Annotated in this window: 15 protein-coding genes, 1 tRNA gene and 1 pseudogene; 8 read left to right on the forward strand and 9 right to left on the reverse strand. The window is 72.6% G+C overall.

Annotated features, from left to right (window positions below):
- Positions 1–101 precede the first annotated feature (101 nt).
- The 5 genes from EDF19_RS10985 (at position 102) to EDF19_RS11005 (ending at position 5,793) form a co-directional block, all read left to right on the forward strand.
- On the forward strand, positions 102–1,526 hold the full coding sequence (locus EDF19_RS10985; protein ID WP_123680905.1) for an aldehyde dehydrogenase: 1,425 nt from the start codon (positions 102–104) through the stop codon (positions 1,524–1,526).
- Positions 1,523–3,022: a D-glycero-beta-D-manno-heptose 1-phosphate adenylyltransferase gene (gene rfaE2 / locus EDF19_RS10990; RefSeq protein WP_123680906.1), complete on the forward strand. Its 1,500-nt coding sequence runs from the start codon at positions 1,523–1,525 to the stop codon at positions 3,020–3,022. Before EDF19_RS10985 ends, rfaE2 begins: the two co-directional genes overlap by 4 nt.
- 118 nt (positions 3,023–3,140) lie before the next feature.
- Entirely contained in the window at positions 3,141–3,908 is a 768-nt protein-coding gene (locus tag EDF19_RS10995) for a DedA family protein (protein ID WP_185022787.1), read from the forward strand.
- Positions 3,905–5,134 (forward strand): sensor histidine kinase, encoded by a 1,230-nt coding sequence (locus EDF19_RS11000; RefSeq protein ID WP_123680908.1) that lies wholly within the window; start codon positions 3,905–3,907, stop codon positions 5,132–5,134. Before EDF19_RS10995 ends, EDF19_RS11000 begins: the two co-directional genes overlap by 4 nt.
- Positions 5,134–5,793 carry a response regulator transcription factor gene (locus EDF19_RS11005; RefSeq protein ID WP_221180649.1) on the forward strand — a complete coding sequence of 220 codons (660 nt, stop codon included), beginning with the start codon at positions 5,134–5,136 and terminating at the stop codon, positions 5,791–5,793. Before EDF19_RS11000 ends, EDF19_RS11005 begins: the two co-directional genes overlap by 1 nt.
- 149 nt (positions 5,794–5,942) lie before the next feature.
- Here EDF19_RS11005 and EDF19_RS11010 read toward each other — a convergent pair whose 3' ends face one another.
- The 8 genes and pseudogenes from EDF19_RS11010 to EDF19_RS11045 all read right to left on the reverse strand — a co-directional run bounded on the left by EDF19_RS11010 (position 5,943) and on the right by EDF19_RS11045 (position 15,138).
- A complete protein-coding gene (locus tag EDF19_RS11010) occupies positions 5,943–6,470 on the reverse strand; it encodes a Dps family protein (RefSeq protein ID WP_123680910.1) in 528 nt (175 codons plus the stop codon).
- 136 nt (positions 6,471–6,606) lie between these two features.
- On the reverse strand, positions 6,607–7,020 hold the full coding sequence (locus EDF19_RS11015) for an SIP domain-containing protein (protein WP_123680911.1): 414 nt from the start codon (positions 7,018–7,020) through the stop codon (positions 6,607–6,609).
- Between the two features lie 29 nt (positions 7,021–7,049).
- Positions 7,050–7,754: a TetR/AcrR family transcriptional regulator gene (locus EDF19_RS11020; protein ID WP_260217102.1), complete on the reverse strand. Its 705-nt coding sequence runs from the start codon at positions 7,752–7,754 to the stop codon at positions 7,050–7,052.
- Positions 7,751–9,808 (reverse strand): CocE/NonD family hydrolase, encoded by a 2,058-nt coding sequence (locus EDF19_RS11025; protein ID WP_123680912.1) that lies wholly within the window; start codon positions 9,806–9,808, stop codon positions 7,751–7,753. Before EDF19_RS11025 ends, EDF19_RS11020 begins: the two co-directional genes overlap by 4 nt.
- Entirely contained in the window at positions 9,805–11,613 is a 1,809-nt protein-coding gene (locus EDF19_RS11030) for an ABC transporter ATP-binding protein (RefSeq protein ID WP_123680913.1), read from the reverse strand. The genes EDF19_RS11025 and EDF19_RS11030 overlap by 4 nt, the downstream gene beginning before the upstream one ends.
- The gene (locus EDF19_RS11035; protein WP_123680914.1) at positions 11,610–12,497 is read right to left on the reverse strand and encodes an ABC transporter permease; all 888 of its coding nucleotides are present in this window, start codon (positions 12,495–12,497) and stop codon (positions 11,610–11,612) included. Before EDF19_RS11035 ends, EDF19_RS11030 begins: the two co-directional genes overlap by 4 nt.
- Positions 12,494–13,543 (reverse strand): ABC transporter permease, encoded by a 1,050-nt coding sequence (locus EDF19_RS11040; protein ID WP_123680915.1) that lies wholly within the window; start codon positions 13,541–13,543, stop codon positions 12,494–12,496. Before EDF19_RS11040 ends, EDF19_RS11035 begins: the two co-directional genes overlap by 4 nt.
- A pseudogene (locus EDF19_RS11045) lies at positions 13,540–15,138 on the reverse strand (ABC transporter substrate-binding protein). Before EDF19_RS11045 ends, EDF19_RS11040 begins: the two are co-directional and overlap by 4 nt.
- A gap of 235 nt (positions 15,139–15,373) precedes the next feature.
- Between EDF19_RS11045 and EDF19_RS11050 the strand changes: the two are divergent.
- Genes EDF19_RS11050 through EDF19_RS11060 form a run of 3 tightly spaced genes read left to right on the forward strand, consistent with a single transcriptional unit; the run spans position 15,374 to position 17,024 of the window.
- On the forward strand, positions 15,374–15,967 hold the full coding sequence (locus EDF19_RS11050; RefSeq protein WP_123680916.1) for a molybdopterin-dependent oxidoreductase: 594 nt from the start codon (positions 15,374–15,376) through the stop codon (positions 15,965–15,967).
- Positions 15,964–16,767 carry an FAD-binding oxidoreductase gene (locus EDF19_RS11055; protein ID WP_260217103.1) on the forward strand — a complete coding sequence of 268 codons (804 nt, stop codon included), beginning with the start codon at positions 15,964–15,966 and terminating at the stop codon, positions 16,765–16,767. Before EDF19_RS11050 ends, EDF19_RS11055 begins: the two co-directional genes overlap by 4 nt.
- Positions 16,764–17,024 carry a DUF6510 family protein gene (locus EDF19_RS11060; RefSeq protein WP_123680917.1) on the forward strand — a complete coding sequence of 87 codons (261 nt, stop codon included), beginning with the start codon at positions 16,764–16,766 and terminating at the stop codon, positions 17,022–17,024. The genes EDF19_RS11055 and EDF19_RS11060 overlap by 4 nt, the downstream gene beginning before the upstream one ends.
- Positions 17,025–17,316: 292 nt before the next feature.
- Here EDF19_RS11060 and EDF19_RS11065 read toward each other — a convergent pair.
- Positions 17,317–17,388, reverse strand: a tRNA-Gly gene (locus EDF19_RS11065).
- Positions 17,389–17,482: the final 94 nt, after the last annotated feature.

A 17,482-nucleotide genomic window follows, 5' to 3' on the forward strand; every position in this document is an offset into this window, starting at 1 on the left:
CCGTGCGGGTCGCGAGGGATGGACGAGAAGCGCGACCCCGAGTCCGTGCCCAGGTGCCACCGAGGACCGTCTGACTCCCGCCCGCACTCCGGAAGGAACCCATGACGCTCGCACCTGCTGTCCCCGACGTGACCACCGACGCCGACGCCATCGTGGTGACGGACCCGGTGAACGGCTCGATCGCCTCGACGGTGCGCCGTGCCTCCGAGGAGGACGTCCGGAACGCCGTCGCACGAGCCCGGGCATCCGCGTCGAGCTGGGCCCGCACGGCACCGGCCGAACGCGGTGCGCTGCTGCACGCCGCTGCCGAGCACGTCCGCGCGCACGCGCAGGAGCTCGCCGACCTGAACACCCGCGAGACCGGCAAGGTCCCGGGTGACGCGATCGGCGGGGTCGAGGCCGGCGTCGGCACCCTCGTGCAGTACGCCGAGCTCGGCCCGGTCCACCGTGGTGAGGCGCTCCGCGGCCAGTTCGGCGCCGCCGACTGGTCCCTCCCGCACCCGCGCGGCGTCGTGCTCGCACTGACCCCGTGGAACGACCCGGTGGCCGTCGCCTGCGGCATGCTCGGCGCCGCGATCGTGACCGGCAACACCGTCGTGCACAAGGGCAGTGAGCGGTCTCCCGCCACCATCGCCCGGCTGAACGCCCTGCTCGCCGAGGTCCTGCCGGACGGCGTGCTCATCGGCGTCGACGGCGACGCGACCACCGGTGAACTCCTGCTCGCCCAGGACGGCATCGACGTCTACGCGCACGTCGGCTCGACCGCCACCGGCGACCGGCTGGCCGAGGTGGCCGCCCGCACCCGTGCGCACGTCATCCGTGAGAACGGGGGCAACGACGCGGTCGTCGTGGACGCCGACGTCGACCCGGACTGGGCCGCCGCGCAGGTCGCCCTCGGCGCCTTCGCCAACACGGGGCAGATCTGCACGAGCGTCGAGCGCGTCTACGTGCACCAGGACGTCGCCGAGCCCTTCGTCGCGGCACTCGTCGCCGAGGCCGAACGGCGCACCGCCGCCCCGGCACGGGAGTACGGGCCGCTCGTCGACCACCGGCTCCGGTCCGTCGTGCAGTCGCACGTCGACGACGCGATCGCCCGCGGTGCCTCGGCCCGGGCCGGCGGTGTCACACCGGGCGGCCTCGGCAGCTTCTACCCGGCGACGGTCCTGACCGGCTGCACCGACGACATGACGGTGATGACCGAGGAGACCTTCGGGCCGATCGCGCCGATCCGTGTGGTGTCGGACTTCGACGAGGGGCTCCGACTCGCCGCCGCCGATCGGTACGGCCTCGCCGCCACGGTGCTGACGAACGACACCGCGCACGCGCTCCGGGCCGCGGCCGAACTGCCTGTCGGCACGGTGAAGATCAACGCGGTCTTCGGCGGCGCTCCCGGTGGCAGCGCACAGCCGCGCGGCGCCTCGGGTGCCGGTTTCGGGTACGGGCCGCACCTGCTCGACGAGATGACCACCTCGACCGTCGTCCACCTCGAGCCGGCACCCCGCGCCACCGCCGGAGGCGCGCGATGAGCGTCGACGTCCGGCTGGTCCGCGACCTCGTCGCCATCGTCGACGACCGGGAGCCCCTCGTCGTCGTGATCGGTGACTGCATCCTCGACCGGTGGAGCGTCGGCGAGGCCGAACGGGTCTCGCGCGAGGCCCCGGCACCCGTCGTCCGGGTCACCGAGACCATCGCGGTGCCGGGCGGCGCGGCGAACACCGCCGTCAACGCGCGCGCACTCGGCGCCCGGGTCCGGATGGTCGGGCTGATCGGCGACGACGAGTCCGGCCGGGTCCTGCGCGACCGACTCGACGCCGCCGGGGTCGACACCTCGTTCCTGGTGGAGATCCCCGGTGCCCGCACCACGACGAAGTCGCGGGTCGTCGGCGGTGACCGGGTGGTCGTCCGCGTGGACGAACTCGCCGCCACGCCCACCGCCGACCACGGTGACCGGCTCGCACAGTCCGTCGCACGGGCTCTCCGGTGCGCGGACGCCGCCGTCGTCTGCGACTACGGCCTCGGGGTGCTCGCCGATGACGTCGTCCCCGTGATCGACCGGGACCGCCCGGACGCGGTGGTCGTCGACGCGCACGACCTCAGCCGGTGGGCTCCGCTCCGCCCCGACCTCGTCACGCCGAACGCGGGTGAGGCCGCGGCGCTCCTCGGGCAGGAGCTCGGGACCGGCCCCGACCGCGCGTCGGTGGTCGTCGACGCCCGCACAGAGGTGCTCGCCCGCACCGGTGCCCGCGCCGCCGTCGTGACGCTGGACCGCGACGGCACGGTGCTGCTCGAGTCCGGAGACGACCAGGGCTTCCGGACGCGTGCCGTCCCCGCCTCCGAGCAGCAGGCCTCCGGCGCCGGGGACACGTTCTGCGCGGCCGCGACCGTCGCCCTCGCCGTGCACGCATCGCTCCGCGACGCCGTGGCCGTCGCGCAGGCCGCCGCCGACGTGGTCGTCCGCGAGGCCGGCACGTCGGTCTGCACGGCCGCCGCCCTGCTGGACTCGGTGACCGCCCCCGCGGCCACCGTGGTCGACCACGACGAGCTCGCCGCCGCGGTCGCCGAGGCACGGCAGGCCGGACGCCGGGTCGTGTTCACGAACGGCTGCTTCGACGTCGTGCACCGCGGGCACACCACGTACCTGCGGCAGGCACGCGACCTCGGGGACCTGCTCGTCGTCGCGCTCAACGACGACGACTCGGTCCGCCGGCTCAAGGGCCCCGAGCGACCGATCAACCCGGCCGAGGACCGTGCCGGCGTGCTCGCTGCCCTGGCCTGCGTCGACCTGGTGACCGTCTTCGCGACGGACACCCCGATCCCGCTCATCGAACGTCTCCGGCCCGAGGTCTACGTCAAGGGCGGCGACTACTCCCCCGAGATGCTGCGCGAGACCTCGGTCGTCCGTGCGTACGGCGGCGAGGTCGTCATGGTCGACTACGTCCCCGAGCACTCCACCACCGCCGTCGTCCGTCGCATCCGCGAGGCCGCAGCCGCGACACGACCCGAGCCCGACCAGGCACTGTGACCCGTCGGGAAGTCATACCCGGGTAGGGGGTGGTCGAGACCGGGGCGGGATGGCAGCCGCTCCGGCGCTCCGTAGCGTCGAACCCGTCGACGAGGTCCGTCGGCGGAGGGAGCCACCCGTGTTCGACCAGATCACCCCGCTCGTCCTCGAGCTGGCCGCGAGCCCGCTCGTCTTCCTGGTCCTCTTCGCCCTGTGCTTCGTCGACGGGTTCTTCCCGCCGGTGCCGAGCGAGTCCGCCCTCGTGGCGATCGCCGCCGTCGCCGCGACGTCCGGCCAGCCGGTGCTCGCCGGGGTCCTCGGCGCCGCCGCGCTCGGTGCGATCGCCGGGGACTCCGTCGCGTACTGGATCGGCCGTCGGATCGGACTCGACCGGCTCGCCCGGTCCCGTCGCCCTCGGATCGCCCGGGCCTTCGCGTTCGCCGAGCGGCAGATGCAGCGCCGCTCGGCGAGCCTCATCCTGGTCGGCCGGTACATCCCGGTCGGCCGCGTCGCGGTGAACATGACGGCCGGTGCGACGAAGCTGCCGTACCGGCGGTTCCTCGCGATCAGCGCGATCGCCGGTGTGGCCTGGTCGGCGACCTCGGTCGGCATCGCCCTCGCCGCGTCGCAGGTGCTGCACGAGCCGATCGTCGCGGCCGGGGTCTCCGTCGTCGTGGCCGCCGGACTCGGCCTGGTGGTGGACCGCGTCGTCGGTAGAGTCAGCCGGAAGCGCGAGCAGGCTGCGGCGCGGACCGTGACCGCGAGCGCGAGCGCGGATTCCAGCTCGGCGCCGGCCGCCCGCACGGCGCCGGCCACCCGCACGGCACCGACCACCCGCACCGCACAGCGCACCGCACAGCGCACGGCACCGTGCACCGCCCCGACCGGAGAGACCGCCCGCCCGTGACCGACACACCGCACCGCCGCCGACCGACCTGGCTGCCCCTCGCCGCGGCCATCGGGTTCGTCGTCCTCGTGGTGTCGCTCTTCACCGTCGCGGCCCCCGTCACCGCCGTGTACTACGCGGTCCCGGTCGCCCTCGCGATGCTCGTCTCCGCCGTGCTCGCCGGCAGCATCGGCATCGCACCGTTCCTGCCCCGGACGGCAGCGGTCGCCCACCTCCTCGGTCTCGCGGCGCTCGGCTTCGTCACCGCGCCGAGCCCGACGGGCCCGTGGCCGATCCCCGTGACGGGCATCATCGGCCTCAGCATGCTGCTCGTCGTCCTCGGCGTCCGGAGCACCTGGCGCACGACGGCCGTGGTCTGGGCCGCAGCAGCCGTGCTGCCCCTGTTCCTCGTCGCCGTGACGCCCGACCGGTGGGACCGTCCCGACGTCTGGGCGACGAGCTTCGTCGTCTCGGCCGGTGACACCCTGATCCTCGCCGCCGCCGCGGTCGTCATCGGCCAGCGCCGGAGCATCCGACAGGAACTCGTCGCAGCACGTCGCGACGTCGAACTCGAGCAGGCACGTCGTCGCTCGGTCGAGGAGCGGTCCCGCATCGCCCGAGAGCTCCACGACGTGGTCGCGCACAGCATGTCCGTCGTGCACATGCAGGCCGAGTCCGCGCCGTACCGGGTGGCCGACCTGCCCCAGGAGGCCCGCGCCGAGTTCGCCGCGATCGCCGAGACCTCCCGCACCGCCCTCCGCGAGATGCGGCAGCTCCTCGGCACCCTCCGAGGTGACGCCGACGCCGAGCGCGCCCCGCAGCCTCGGCTCACCGACCTCCCCGCGCTCGTGCAGGCCACCCGTGCTGCGGGCATCCCCGTGGACCTCCGGGTCGACGAGCTCCGTGGGGATGACGACGTCGTCGACCGGCTCGCGCAGCTCACCGCGTACCGGGTCGTGCAGGAGGCGCTCGGCAACGTTGCCCGGCACGCGCCCGGCGCGTCCACCGTCGTGACGGTCGGGAGGCACGGGTCGGCGCTCCGGGTCGAGGTCGCCAACGACGCGCCACCGTCCGGCACGGTCCCCGCTGCACCACCGGACGACGGCGGCTACGGACTCGCCGGGATGCGCGAGCGGGTCGCCGCCCTCGGCGGCACGATCGAGCACGGCCCCACGGCCGACGGCGGCTTCACGGTCGTGGTGACCCTGCCCGTCCGCGAACCGGCGGCCGACGGGAGGACGCGGTGATGCGGGTGATGGTGGTCGACGACCAACAGATGTTCCGGGTCGGACTGCGGGCGATCCTCCAGGCCCAGGACGACGTCGAGGTCGTCGGTGAGGCCGCCGACGGCGCCGAGGCCGTCGTCGAGGCGATCCGGCTGCAGCCGGACGTGATCCTGATGGACGTGCGGATGCCGGAGCTGGACGGCATCGAGGCGACCCGGCGCATCACGGCCGCGCCCGCGGTCCGGCCGGTGCGCGTGGTGATGCTGACGACGTTCGACATCGACGACTACGTGTTCGACGCGCTCCGGGCCGGTGCGAGCGGCTTCCTGCTGAAGGACGCCAGTGCCGAGGAGCTCGTGGCCGCCGTGCGGACCGTGGCGGGCGGCGAGGCACTGCTCTCCCCGCGCGTGACACGGCACCTGGTCGAGGCGTTCGTCGCCGGACCCGTGGCTGCGGCACCGCGGATGGAGGTGCTCGACGTCCTGACCGACCGCGAGCGGGACGTGTTCATGCTCGTCGCCCGGGGCCGGTCGAACGGGGAGATCGCGGCGGACCTGTACATCGCGGAGCAGACCGTGAAGACCCACGTCGGGAGGATCCTGGCGAAGCTGCAGCTCCGGGACCGCGTGCACGCCGTGGTGCTGGCCTACGAGACGGGGCTCGTCGGCCCGGCCGCGTGACGCGCCGCGCTCGTGCCCCGTCGCCTCGCCAGCAGCGTGTCGTGGGATCTCGTCAGCGGCGCGGGTCGCGGTGGGCAGGCGGCACCACAGACGGACGGGAGGCCCGGTGCCAGCTGGCACCGGGCCTGCCGTCCGGAAGTGGTCGCGACTCAGGCGGCGAGGTGCGCCTGCAGGAACCAGCGGTCCTTGGTGAGGCCGCGCTCGATCTCGATGGCGACGTCCTGGCTGTTGAGGTCGACCTCGTCGAGACCGTCGACGGCGCGGCGGACCTGCAGCAGCGCGGCGTCGATCTGGGCGATGACCTCGGTGATCGTGACGTCCGAGTTCTGGAAGCCCTGCGACAGCGGCGGGAGCGAGGTGTTCGCTGCGACGGTCGCGATGCGCGAGTCGACCGGCAGACCGAGGGCGACGATGCGCTCCGCGGCGGTGTCGGCGTACTCCTGGGCGTGCTCGACGATCTCGTCGAGGAGCTCGTGGACGCCGACGAAGTTGCGACCGCGGACGTGCCAGTGCGCCTGCTTGCCGTTGACGACGAGTGCCTCGAGGTCGATGACGACCGGGGCGAGGAACTGCGCGACCCCGGCAGCGAGCTCCGGCGTCGTCGAGAACGGTGACGTGGTGGTGGTCGTCGTCGTGGTCGTGGTGCTGGCCTGGGTGGTGCTGCTCTGCGTGGTCATGTCGTTTCCTCCTGCATCGTGGCTACACCGGATCGCTGAGCCTGTCCTGACCAGCCCGGTGCTTCCGATGGACACAACCATGCCCGCTTCTCTTGCATGCCGCAAGGAAGAGCAGGCTGCCCTTACCCGGCCGAGATCAGCCGATCAGGGTGTCGAAACCGGCGTCGGCGAGTTCGATCTGCACGACGGAACGCGCACGCTCGACCCAGGGGCTGTCGGTGCAGCCGATCCAGACGCTGGTGCGCGGCTCGCAGTCGGCGACGCACCACTCGGCAGCCCACCCGGTCACGGCCTGCGCCAGGACCTCACCGTGGTCGGCGAAGACGAGGGACGCGACGGCGGACTCGCGCGTGCTCCGGACCAGCCAGGTCACGGTGATCCGCGGCGGTGCCGGAAGGATGCGGACCTGCTCCTGCACGGCGACCTCGACGAAGACCTGCCCGTAGGCGTTCTCCGGCAGCTCCTCGAGCAGTCGGTGGATCTCGACGAGGTCCTCCGCGCCACCGGCGATGAGGATGCGTTCGCTGGGCTGTCGCCGGGTCCGTGCCATGTCGCAACGGTAAGGCAAGCCTTACCTCATCACAAGGGGAACCGTCCGGTTCCGGCGATCTGCACAGCTGGCACACCGAGTTCATGCGACAGGAACGTCCACATCCACGTGAGCGCGACCGTGTTCGTCAGGCCAGGGACCCCCTGCGCGATCTGGGTCGCCACCCCGTCGCTGTACGCCGCGAGCTTGAGCGCGACGGTGTCGGGGTCGATGGACCCCGCGACGGCATCGCGGAAGACGCCGGAGTCTGCTCCGCGTCGGATCACCCGGACGAGACAGGCCTCCCAGACGCGGATCCGTTCGGCGTACTCGGCCGCGACCTCCGGCCGACGTGCGACGGCCGTCCAGTAGTCGGACCAGATGCTCCAGTGCTGCCGGACCTGCTCGGTGTCGCCGAACAGCGGGGCGACGAGCGTCCGGAGCCCCACCAGCACGTCCGGTTCGGCGTCCACCGCCGCGACGATGGCCCCGTAGAACCGCTCGGTCTCGAGGACGACGACCTCGTTCAGGATCTCCGCGACGCTGCCGAAGTGGTAGGTCACCGTACCGACGGAGACCCCTGCCTCGGCCGCGATGTCCCGCAGCCCGGTGGCCCCGACGCCGTTCCGGACGATCACGGCACGGGCGGCCTCGACGATCATCGCGCGCCGGACCTCCGGACGCTGCCGGACGCGGGTGGCCTCCCCCGCCCTCGACCCCGACCCGGAACCGGCGACCGCCCCCACCCCGGTCACGCCGAGGTCCGTGGGACGTCGTCGACGAACGTGTGCTCGGCGACGAGGACCTCGGGGACCTCCGGCCCGCCGTCCCGCGCCCATGCTCGCACCGAGTTCACGACGTGGAAGGCCTCGGCGTCGGCGGACACCTCGGACGACGTCTCGAGCCGCGCCGCCCAGTCCGGCTTCGCCAGCCCGATCGCCCAGCGGGACGACGCGGTCGCGGACTCCGGGTCGTCGGAGGCGATCCGGTAGGTCTCCCGCGCGTCCTCGCTGAACACGAGTCCGTCCGGGTAGACGCGCCCGCCGCCGTAGCCGGGGTCGACGTCGAGCGTCCACTCCCCCGTCTCGACGTCGTGCGTGACGGTGCGCTGCGGCAGGACCTCGGTCGGGGCGACGCGTTCGATGGCGAGGGGCGCCGACCGTTCCGGCGCGTCGAACCGCACCCCGTCGTCGGACTCCCGGGTCCAGACCGGCAGGGTGACGCTCGACGCGGTGGGGTCGACGGTGACCGTGGCTTCGACACCGTGCGGCCAGACCCACGGCCAGTACGACGACGACACGGCGATCCGGAGGCGGTGGCCCGCGGCGAACCGGTGCCCGGTCGAGACCAGCTGCACCGGCAACGCGACCGGCACGCCGGGTTCCAGGGGCTCGTTCCGGTCCATCCCGTTCCGCTTCGCGGCGTTGAGCACGCCGCGGGTGATGAGCGTCGACGAGCCGTCGGGCGCCACGTCGCAGAGTCGCACGGTCAGGGTCGCCCGGGCCTGGTCGCTGGTGACCGCGAGGTCGACGAGCACGTTGCCGAGCAGGTCGAACGACTTGCCCACCGGCAGGTCGAAGCAGACCGAGCGGCCGTCCTCGGCACGCTGGTCCGGTGGCAGGTCGGTGGCGTTGCCGAACGGGAAGAACCGGCCGGCATCGGCTCCGGTGTGCTGCGGCGACCGCACGATCACCGGTCCGAGGTCACCGCCACGCAGGGCGGCCAGCGGCAGGACCCGCTGGTGCGTCGCGGAGGACGGCCACGCCTCGGCGCCGACCCACCGTCCGCGGCGCGACTCGTAGTACGGCGCCGGCGCTTCGCCCTCGTTGATCCAGGCCCGGAGCGCCGGTTCCTCCTCGACCCCGTTCTCGGTGCCGCGGAGCCACCGGTCCCACCAGCGGAGCGTCTCCTGCAGGAACCCGATCGACGGTCCCGGTGCCAGACCTCGGTCCGGGTACTGGTGCGACCACGGACCGACGATGCCCTTCACCGGCGACTGCACGGTGGACACCAGCCGGAGCACCGCGTCGCGGTACGGGTCCGCCCAGCCGCCGACGGCGAGGACCGCGGCGCTGATGTCGCCGACGTCCTCGGCCGCGCTGCCGTGCCGCCAGTAGTCGTCGCGCTCCTGGTGCGAGAGCCACACCGGGGTCATCGGCCGGTTGCGCTCGAGCCGGTCCGCCCACTGCGACACCCACGACGAGCCGACGACCTCGGGCCGCGGCGGGCGCGAGTTGAACGCGAACATCGTCGCGCCCCACGCCGCCATGTCGATGCCGAGCACCGCGCCGCCGACGTAGTGGACGTCGTTGTCGTACCGGTCGTCCGTCGAGCACACGGTGACGATCGCCTTGAGTGCGGCCGGTGCACGGGCAGCCAGCTGGAGGGCGTTGAAGCCGCCCCAGGAGATGCCGAACATGCCGACGGAACCGGTCGACCACTCCTGCTCGGCGAGCCAGGCGATGACGGCCTCGCCGTCGCGGAGCTCCTGTTCGCTGTACTCGTCGTCGAAGAACCCGTCCGAGGACCCACTGCCGCGGATGTCCACCCGGACGGAGGCGTACCCGTGCTGCGCGTACCAGGGGTGCCGCTCGGAGTCCCGCGGCGCGGTCCAGTCGTCGAGCCGGTACGGCAGGTACTCGAGCAGCACCGGCACCGGGCCGTCGGGCGACACCGGTGCCCAGATCCGGGTGTGCAGGCGCACCCCGTCGGGCATCGGGATCCACTCGTCACGGACGATCACACCGTCCGGCAGCGAGACCGGATCGCCGATGGCGGTGAAGGTGGCGGGAGTGGTCCCGTCGGTCATGCGTCCTCCCAGTTGCGGATGCGGTGTCCGTCGCCGTGGTCCGTCCAGCCGTCGGCGTGCCGCCAGCGCGGCACCCCGTCCCCGACGTCCGGCAACGTCGTGTTCCCCGGTTCGAGGGTCGCGGCGAGGAGCGTCGACGTGTACGGGTGGTTCGGGCCGGTGAAGACCCGTTCGGTCGGCCCGATCTCGACGATCCGGCCGCCGGTCATCACGGCGACCCGGTCGGCCACGCCACGCACGACGGCCAGGTCGTGGCTGATGAACAGGCAGCTCAGCCCGCGCTCGCGCTGGAGCTCTGCTAGCAGGTCGAGGATCCCCGCCTGCACCTGCACGTCGAGCGCGGTCGTGATCTCGTCGGCGATCACCAGCGAGGGGCCGGCAGCCAGCGCCCGGGCGATCCCGACGCGCTGCCGCTGTCCGCCGGAGAGCTGGGCCGGCAACCGGTCCGCGAACTCCGGCCCGAGACCCACCTGGGTGAGCAGCTCGCCGACGCGCTGCCGCGAGGACGCACCCGTGAACAGCTTGAGCGGTCGACCGATGGCGGCCCCGACGGTGCGCCGTGGGTTCAGCGAGGTGTCGGCGTTCTGGAACACGAGCTGCACGGCCCGCCGCAGCGGAGCGGACCGAACGGCGATCGGCTCGCGCAGGTCGCCGCTCGTCGTGCCGTCGTCGTAGGTGAACGTGCCCGACTCCGCCGGCACGAGGCCGGCCAGCGCCGTCGCGAGCGTCGACTTGCCACTGCCGGACTCGCCGACGACGGCGAGCGTCTCGCGCTCGGCGATCGTGAACGAGACCCCGTCGACGGCGGCCGGCAGGCCGCGGCCGTAGCGGATCACCAGGTCGTCAGCGGTCACCACCGAGCGGACGGGAGGCCCGTCACCGGACGCTCCGGAGGCGGCCGTCTCGGAGACGGTGGCGTCCAGGGCCACGCGATCCGTTCCTCCCGCCCGTCGCCCGTCCGGCACCGCGGCCAGCAGGGCGCGCGTGTACTCGTGCTGCGGAGCGGCGAAGAGCGCCGCCGTGGCGGCGTGCTCGACGATCTCACCGTCGCGCATGACGGCGATCTCGTCCGCCATCGCGGACACGACCCCGAGGTCGTGGCTGACGAGCAGGACGGCCATGCCGAGCTGCCGACCGAGGTCGGCGATCAGGTCGAGGACCGCGGCCTGGGTGACGACGTCGAGCGCGGTGGTCGGCTCGTCGAGGACCAGCACGCGGGGGCGCGCGGCGACCGCCATCGCGATCGCGATGCGCTGCTGCTGGCCGCCGGAGAGCTGGTGCGGGTACCGGCGGACGATCGACTCCGGGTCCGGCAGCCGGACCAACCGGACGAGCTCGCTGACGCGCTCCGGGCTGTCGGGCTCGCCGTGGGCGCGGAGGGCCTCGCGGATCTGCTCGCCGACCCGCATCGACGGGGTGAGGGCCTGCCCGGCGTTCTGCGCGACGACGGACGCGGTGCCGCCGCGGAGGGCACGGCGGCCGGACGGGGACAGCGCGAAGACGTCGTCGCCGCCGACGCGGACCGAGCCGTCGACGATCGTCGAGCCCGCCCGGAGGTGCGCGAGCAGGGTCCGGGCGACGGTGGACTTGCCGCTGCCGGACTCGCCGACCAGGCCGAGGGTGCGGCCGGCGGGGATCGCGAAGGAGACGCCTCGGACGACCGGGACCAGGCGCTTGCCGGCGGCGTACGAGATCGCGAGGTCGTCGACGCGGACGATGGGGTCCGTCGCGGTCGCCGTCGTGGGCGACGTGGTGTCGGTGCGGGCCGTGCGGCCGGTGGCGGTCGTGTGGTCGGTGCGGGTCATGCGCTCACTCCCTTCGTGGCGCGGTCGACGCCGAGCGACTTGCTCAGTCCGTCCGCGGCGAGGTTGAGGCCGATGACGAGGGTCGCCAGGGCGACGATCGGCGCGAGGGTGCCGAGCGGGACGACGGTGAGCGCGGTGCGGTTCTCCTGCACCATCAGGCCCCAGTCCGGCGTGGGTGGGTTCGCGCCGAAGCCCAGGAAGGACAGCGAGGCGACGAGGAGCACGATCCACGAGGCGCGCATCGCGTACTCGACCAGCACGACGTCGAGCACGTTCGGCAGGATCTCGCGGACCACGATCGACAGCGCTCGCTCACCGCGGGCCCGTGCGGCGGTGACGTAGTCCTGCGTGATCACGGTCCGGGCGGCACCGCGGACGACCCGGGTCACCGCCGGCGCGTACACGACGGTGACGGCCAGCACGATGACCCAGAGCCCGGCGTCGAACACCGTCACGACGACCAGGAGCGCGAGGATCGACGGCACGCTGAGCAGCGCGTCGACGACCCGCATCACGGCCTCGTCGAACCAGTTGTCGGCGTACGCGGTGATGCAGCCGAGAACGGTCCCGACGGCGACGGCGATCGTCGTCGCGAGGAAGGTCACGAGCAGTGCGTACCGGCCGCCGTTGAGCGTGCGGGAGAGCACGTCGCGGCCGTACTGGTCGGTACCGAGCCAGTGCGTCCACGTCGGACCGGTGAGGACGTCCCCGGCGTTGGTGGCCACGGGGTCGTGCCCGGCGATGACCGGGGCGAGGACGGCGAGCACGACGTGCAGCGCGATGAGCCCGAGGCCGATGCTCAGCGCGGTCGAGCCGCGCAGCGGGGCGAGCGCGCCGGTGAGCACGTCGCGTCCGGCGCGGCGGCGGGGTGCGATGGCGGTCATGCTGCGGCCTTCCTGGTGCTGCGCGTCCCGCGGGTGCGCGTGCGGGGTCGCCGCTGTCGGGTGCGCAGCTTCGGGTCGAGAGCGAGTGCGACGAGGTCCGCGGCGAGGTTGCAGACCACGTAGACGACGGCGCTGAGGAGCGCGATCGCCTCGATGGTGGGCAGGTCGCGGTTGAACACGGACTCGAGCATCAGCTTGCCCATCCCCGGGTAGTTGAAGACGTTCTCGACGACGACCACGCCACCGAGCAGCCAGGCGACGTTGAGCGCCACGACGTTGAGCGTCGGCAGCAGGGCGCTCGGCACCGCGTGCTTCCAGACCACGCGGCGCATCGTCAGGCCCTTGAGCTCCGCCGTGGTGACGAACTCGGACGCCATCACGTCGATGGTGGACGACCGTGCGGTGCGCACGATGTACGCGGCCATCGCCAGGGTCAGCACGATGATCGGCAGCCAGATCGTCGGCAGCAGCTCGGCCACGGTGGCGTCGCTCCCCCGCAGGACCACGGCGGGGAAGACCGGCAGGCCGATCGCGAAGAGCAGGACGAGCACGGTGGCGACCATGAACTCGGGCACGCTCATCACGACGAGGCTGACGATGGAGATGACCCGGTCGGTGGGGCGGCCGCGGCGGACACCCGCGATGACCCCGAGGGTCAGCGACACCGTGACGCCGACGAGCATGGCCGGGATCGCGATGAGCATGCTGTTCCGGAACGCCGTGAACAGCGTCGGGGCGACGGGCTCGCCGCTGACGAGCGAGGTCCCGAAGTCGCCGTGTGCCGCGCCGCCGAGCCACTGCAGGTAGCGCAGCCAGACGTTCTGGTCGAGGCCGAGCGACTCGCGCAGTTGCTTGACGGCGTCGGGGGTGGCGTTCTGCCCGAGCAGCTGCTGCGCGACGTCGCCCGGCAGGGCCTGCACCGCGAGGAACACGAAGAGCGAGGCCAGGACGACGGTGAGGACGGCGATGCCGATCCGGCGGAGGACCGGGACGAGGACGTCCGAGGGCCTGTTCGTGGTCGCCCTGGGCTTGTTGGTGGTCGTCATCGGCGCAGTCCGATCCGGAGGTAGTCGAACTCGAAGCCGAACTCCGAGTAGTTCACGACGTCGCGGGAGAGCCCCACGAGCCGGTCGCCGAACATCGGGGTCATGTCGGCCCCGTCCTCGACCACGAGCCGCTGGGCGTCCTGGTAGAGCGTCAGCCGCTTGGCGTCGTCCATCTCGGCCCGGGCGTCGTCGAGGAGCCCGTCGAAGGTCTTGTTCGACCACGCGCTCTCGTTGTACGACGACCCGGTGCGGAAGATCTGGTTGAGCAGCTGGTCGATCGGCCGGCCGGTGAACCAGTAGCTCACCATCAATGGCTTCTGCATCCAGATCTGCGTGTAGTACGAGTCCGAGCTGGCGTTGCGCACCGTGAGCGTGATGCCCGCGTCCGCAACGGCATCCCGGTAGGCGACCGCCATCGGGGTGAACACCGACTCGTAGGACGACGTGTAGATCGAGGTCCGGAACCCGTCGTGGCCGGCCTGCTTGAGCAGTGCCTTCGCCTTGTCCGGGTCGTACTCGCGATGGTCGTCGACGAACGCGGCGAGCTGCGGCGGCACCGGGTTGTCCCACCCGGCCGAACCGGTTCCCTGCAGCGCGGTGTCGACGACCTTCCGAGGGTCTTACGCGAGCTTCATCGCCTGACGGACGCGCGGGTCGCTGAACTCGTCGCTCGTGGCGAGCATCGGGATCGTGTACCACTGCGCGTTCTTCGAGCGGGCGACCGTGGCGCGGTCGGACGCCGACACCACACGGGCGGTCGCGAAGTCCAGGTTCGTCTGCGAGATCAGGTCGATCTGCCCCGCGAGCAGGGCGTTGACGCGCGCCGTGGTGTCCTGGATCGAGTAGAAGTCGATGCCGTCCAGTGCTGGCCGTCCGGCGAAGTGGTCGTCGAACGCCTCGACGCTGCCGGCTCCGGCCGGGGTGAACGAGGAGAGCTTGAACGGCCCGGTGCCGATCCCGGTGCGACCGATGTCCGCGATCGCGTCGGCGGGCACGATGTAGCACTGGTACGCGGTCAGGAGTGACGGGAACTCGGCGTTCGGCTTCGTCAGCGAGAAGCGCAGCGTGTACGGGTCCGTCGCGCGCATCGAGTCGGCGTCCATCACCTCGCCGAGGACACCGGCCTGCGGGCTGCCGGTCTTCTCGTCGAGGATGTGCCGGATGCTCGCGACGGCGTCGTCGGCGGTGAAGCGTGACCCGTCGTGGAACGTCACGCCGCGGCGGAGTGAGAACGTCCACTCGGTGCCGTCGGCGTTCGCGGACCACTCCTCGGCGAGGTCGGGCACGGTGGTGCCCTGTTCGTCGAGCTTGACGAGTCGGTTGTAGAGCGCGCCGAGGTACTCGTAGGCCGACAGCGAGCTGGCGGAGTCGAGGGTCTCCGCGGCGGATGCGGCCGGACGGGCGATCCGGAGCCGTCCACCGCGCCGGGCGATGCCGGTTGCCGCGGCTTCGGGGATGGTCGGGGTGCCGGCGGCGCCGGAGCTGCACCCGGTGAGCGTGAGCAGGCCGAGACCTGCGAGACCGGCGGCGCCGGTGAGGAGCGCACGACGGCTCGGGCCGCGGGCGTTCCGGGGGTCGGTGACGATGGGCTGCATTCGGGGTGGCCCCTCCTGTAATCGTTCCGGTGAACGATAGAGGGCCTGGTCCGATCCCCCAAGTCCGGCGATCTCGGTTCCCGCACCGGGCCGCGGCACCCGATCGGCAGCGCTCCGCGGATCCCGGACCCGCGGTGGACCGCCCGGACGGGGACCGAACGTTTACCAAGCCGTTACACGGGAACGCTCCGCGCACGGAATGATCGTCACAGCACGGTCGACGTGAGGAGCAGCGATGGCGACGTTCACCAGAGGGTTCGGCGGTCGGCGGGACGACCACGACGCCGGACGGATCCCGCCGGGTCAGACACTCGTCCGCGACTGGCCGGTGCTGTCCGCCGGGGCGACGCCCGACATCGCCCCCGCCGACTGGAGCTTCTCGATCCGGACCGAGTCCGGCGTGCACGAGTGGTCGTGGGACGAGGTCCAGGCCCTCGGGGTCGAGGACGTCACGGTCGACATCCACTGCGTCACGCACTGGACCAAGCTCGACATGCCTTGGCGCGGGGTGCCGCTCGACCGCTTCTTCGAGGACGTCGAGACCGAGCTCGACTACTGCATGGTGCACAGCTACGGCGGCTACACCACGAACGTCCCGCTCGACGAGTTGCTCGACGGCAAGGCCTGGGTCGCGTTCGAGGCCGACGGTGAACCCCTCGACCCCGAGCACGGCGGTCCCGCGCGGCTCCTCGTCCCGCACCTGTACTTCTGGAAGAGCGCGAAGTGGGTGCGCGGGATCGTCATGCAGTCGGACGACGAGCCCGGCTTCTGGGAGAACGCCGGCTACAACCTGCACGGCGACCCGTGGAAGGAAGAGCGGTACTGGTGAGCGCGTCCGCGCCCTCCGACACCGGCCTGGAGGCACGCCCCGCGTCCGGTGGGCCGGCCTCGGCGACCCGGCGGCCGGCCTGGCACCCGGCGACCGTCGCGGCGGTCGCCGTCGAGACGCCGAACGCCAGGCGGATCGACCTCGAGGTACCGACCTGGCCGGGCAACGACGCCGGGCAGCACCTCGACCTGCGCCTCACCGCAGAGGACGGCTACCAGGCATCCCGCTCGTACTCGATCGCGTCGTCCGGTGACGGGACGCGGGTGGTGCTCGCGGTCGATCGGGTGGACGGCGGCGAGGTCTCCCCGTTCCTCGTCGACGCCGTCGAGGTCGGCGACGCGCTCGAGGTGCACGGTCCGCTCGGCGGCTGGTTCGTCTGGCGCCCCGGCGCCTCGTCGCGTCCGGTGCAGCTCATCGCCGGCGGATCGGGGATCGTCCCGCTGCTGGCCATGGTCACCGCGCACGCGACGGCCGACGATCCGGCGCCGTTCCGCCTGCTCGCCGCGGTGCGGACGCCCGACGACGTCTTCTTCCGGGCAGAGGTGGACGGCGCGGTCGCGGCCGCCGCCCCCCTCGAGGTCACCTACGTGTACAGCCGGACCGCTCCCCCAGCGTCCGCGGTGCCGGCCGGACGGCTGACCCGTGACTCCCTTGCCTCGGCGGTCTTCCCACCGGACGCCGGCGCCCGGGTCTACGTCTGCGGTTCGACGCCCTTCGTCGAGCAGGTGCTCCGGTGGCTCGGTGAGCTCGGGCACGACCTCACCGACGTCCGGGCCGAACGGTTCGGGGGCAACGGATGACGCTCGTCGACGGCAACGCCCTCGCCGGGGCGCTCACCGAACTGCTCGGTCCGGACCCGACGGTCACCGTCCTGCGCTGCGCCGGCTGCGGGTCGCTCGGCCCGGTCGCCCTCGCCGCCGTGTACCGCACGGCGATGGGGTCGGTCGCGCGGTGCCGCGACTGTGACACGGTGCTCGTCACCGTCGTCGATGCCGGGGAGCAGCGGTGGGTCGCCCTCCCCGGGACCCGAGCGGTGCTGGAGCCCGTACCGGAGTAGCCGGATGGAGTGCAACGTCCCACAGCGTGTCGTGCGGCATCGTTGCGGGATTCCGCAAGCCGGGCAACACCGACCCACCCGAACGAGGCACGGCTCCGGATCACTCCTCGGGACTTCGCCTGGCCACCCACCGGCGCGGTCCCGTCCCGGGGTGACGGTGCCCCTGCGTCCGGTGGGCGCGGGTACCCGAAGCCTGCGCACACCGGGCATCGTGGGGGCACCGGGCCGTGGAACGACGGAACCCCCGGGGCGACTCGTGATCGAGCTGTTCCGGGGGTTCTTCGTGCTTTCGAGCGGATGACGAGATTCGAACTCGCGACCCTCACCTTGGCAAGGTGATGCGCTACCACTGCGCCACATCCGCGTTCGCACGCCCTGTCGGCCGTGCAGCAGTGACTCTACCCGATCCCGGACCCGATCCCCGGTTTCCACCGGTGATCCGGGCGTGTCCGGTCCTG

It is taken from the genome of Curtobacterium sp. PhB115, assembly GCF_003752025.1.
In the GTDB taxonomy this organism is placed as follows: domain Bacteria; phylum Actinomycetota; class Actinomycetes; order Actinomycetales; family Microbacteriaceae; genus Curtobacterium.

Excerpts from the sequence above, each read along its gene's own strand:
- EDF19_RS10985 (WP_123680905.1), top strand. The coding sequence starts at position 102 with ATGACGCTCGCACCTGCTGTCCCCGACGTGACCACCGACGCCGACGCC.
- rfaE2 (WP_123680906.1), top strand. The coding sequence starts at position 1,523 with ATGAGCGTCGACGTCCGGCTGGTCCGCGACCTCGTCGCCATCGTCGAC.
- EDF19_RS11005 (WP_221180649.1), top strand. The coding sequence starts at position 5,134 with ATGCGGGTGATGGTGGTCGACGACCAACAGATGTTCCGGGTCGGACTG.
- EDF19_RS11010 (WP_123680910.1), bottom strand. The coding sequence starts at position 6,470 with ATGACCACGCAGAGCAGCACCACCCAGGCCAGCACCACGACCACGACG.
- EDF19_RS11015 (WP_123680911.1), bottom strand. The coding sequence starts at position 7,020 with ATGGCACGGACCCGGCGACAGCCCAGCGAACGCATCCTCATCGCCGGT.
- EDF19_RS11025 (WP_123680912.1), bottom strand. The coding sequence starts at position 9,808 with ATGACCGACGGGACCACTCCCGCCACCTTCACCGCCATCGGCGATCCG.
- EDF19_RS11030 (WP_123680913.1), bottom strand. The coding sequence starts at position 11,613 with ATGACCCGCACCGACCACACGACCGCCACCGGCCGCACGGCCCGCACC.
- EDF19_RS11035 (WP_123680914.1), bottom strand. The coding sequence starts at position 12,497 with ATGACCGCCATCGCACCCCGCCGCCGCGCCGGACGCGACGTGCTCACC.
- EDF19_RS11040 (WP_123680915.1), bottom strand. The coding sequence starts at position 13,543 with ATGACGACCACCAACAAGCCCAGGGCGACCACGAACAGGCCCTCGGAC.
- EDF19_RS11050 (WP_123680916.1), top strand. The coding sequence starts at position 15,374 with ATGGCGACGTTCACCAGAGGGTTCGGCGGTCGGCGGGACGACCACGAC.
- EDF19_RS11060 (WP_123680917.1), top strand. The coding sequence starts at position 16,764 with ATGACGCTCGTCGACGGCAACGCCCTCGCCGGGGCGCTCACCGAACTG.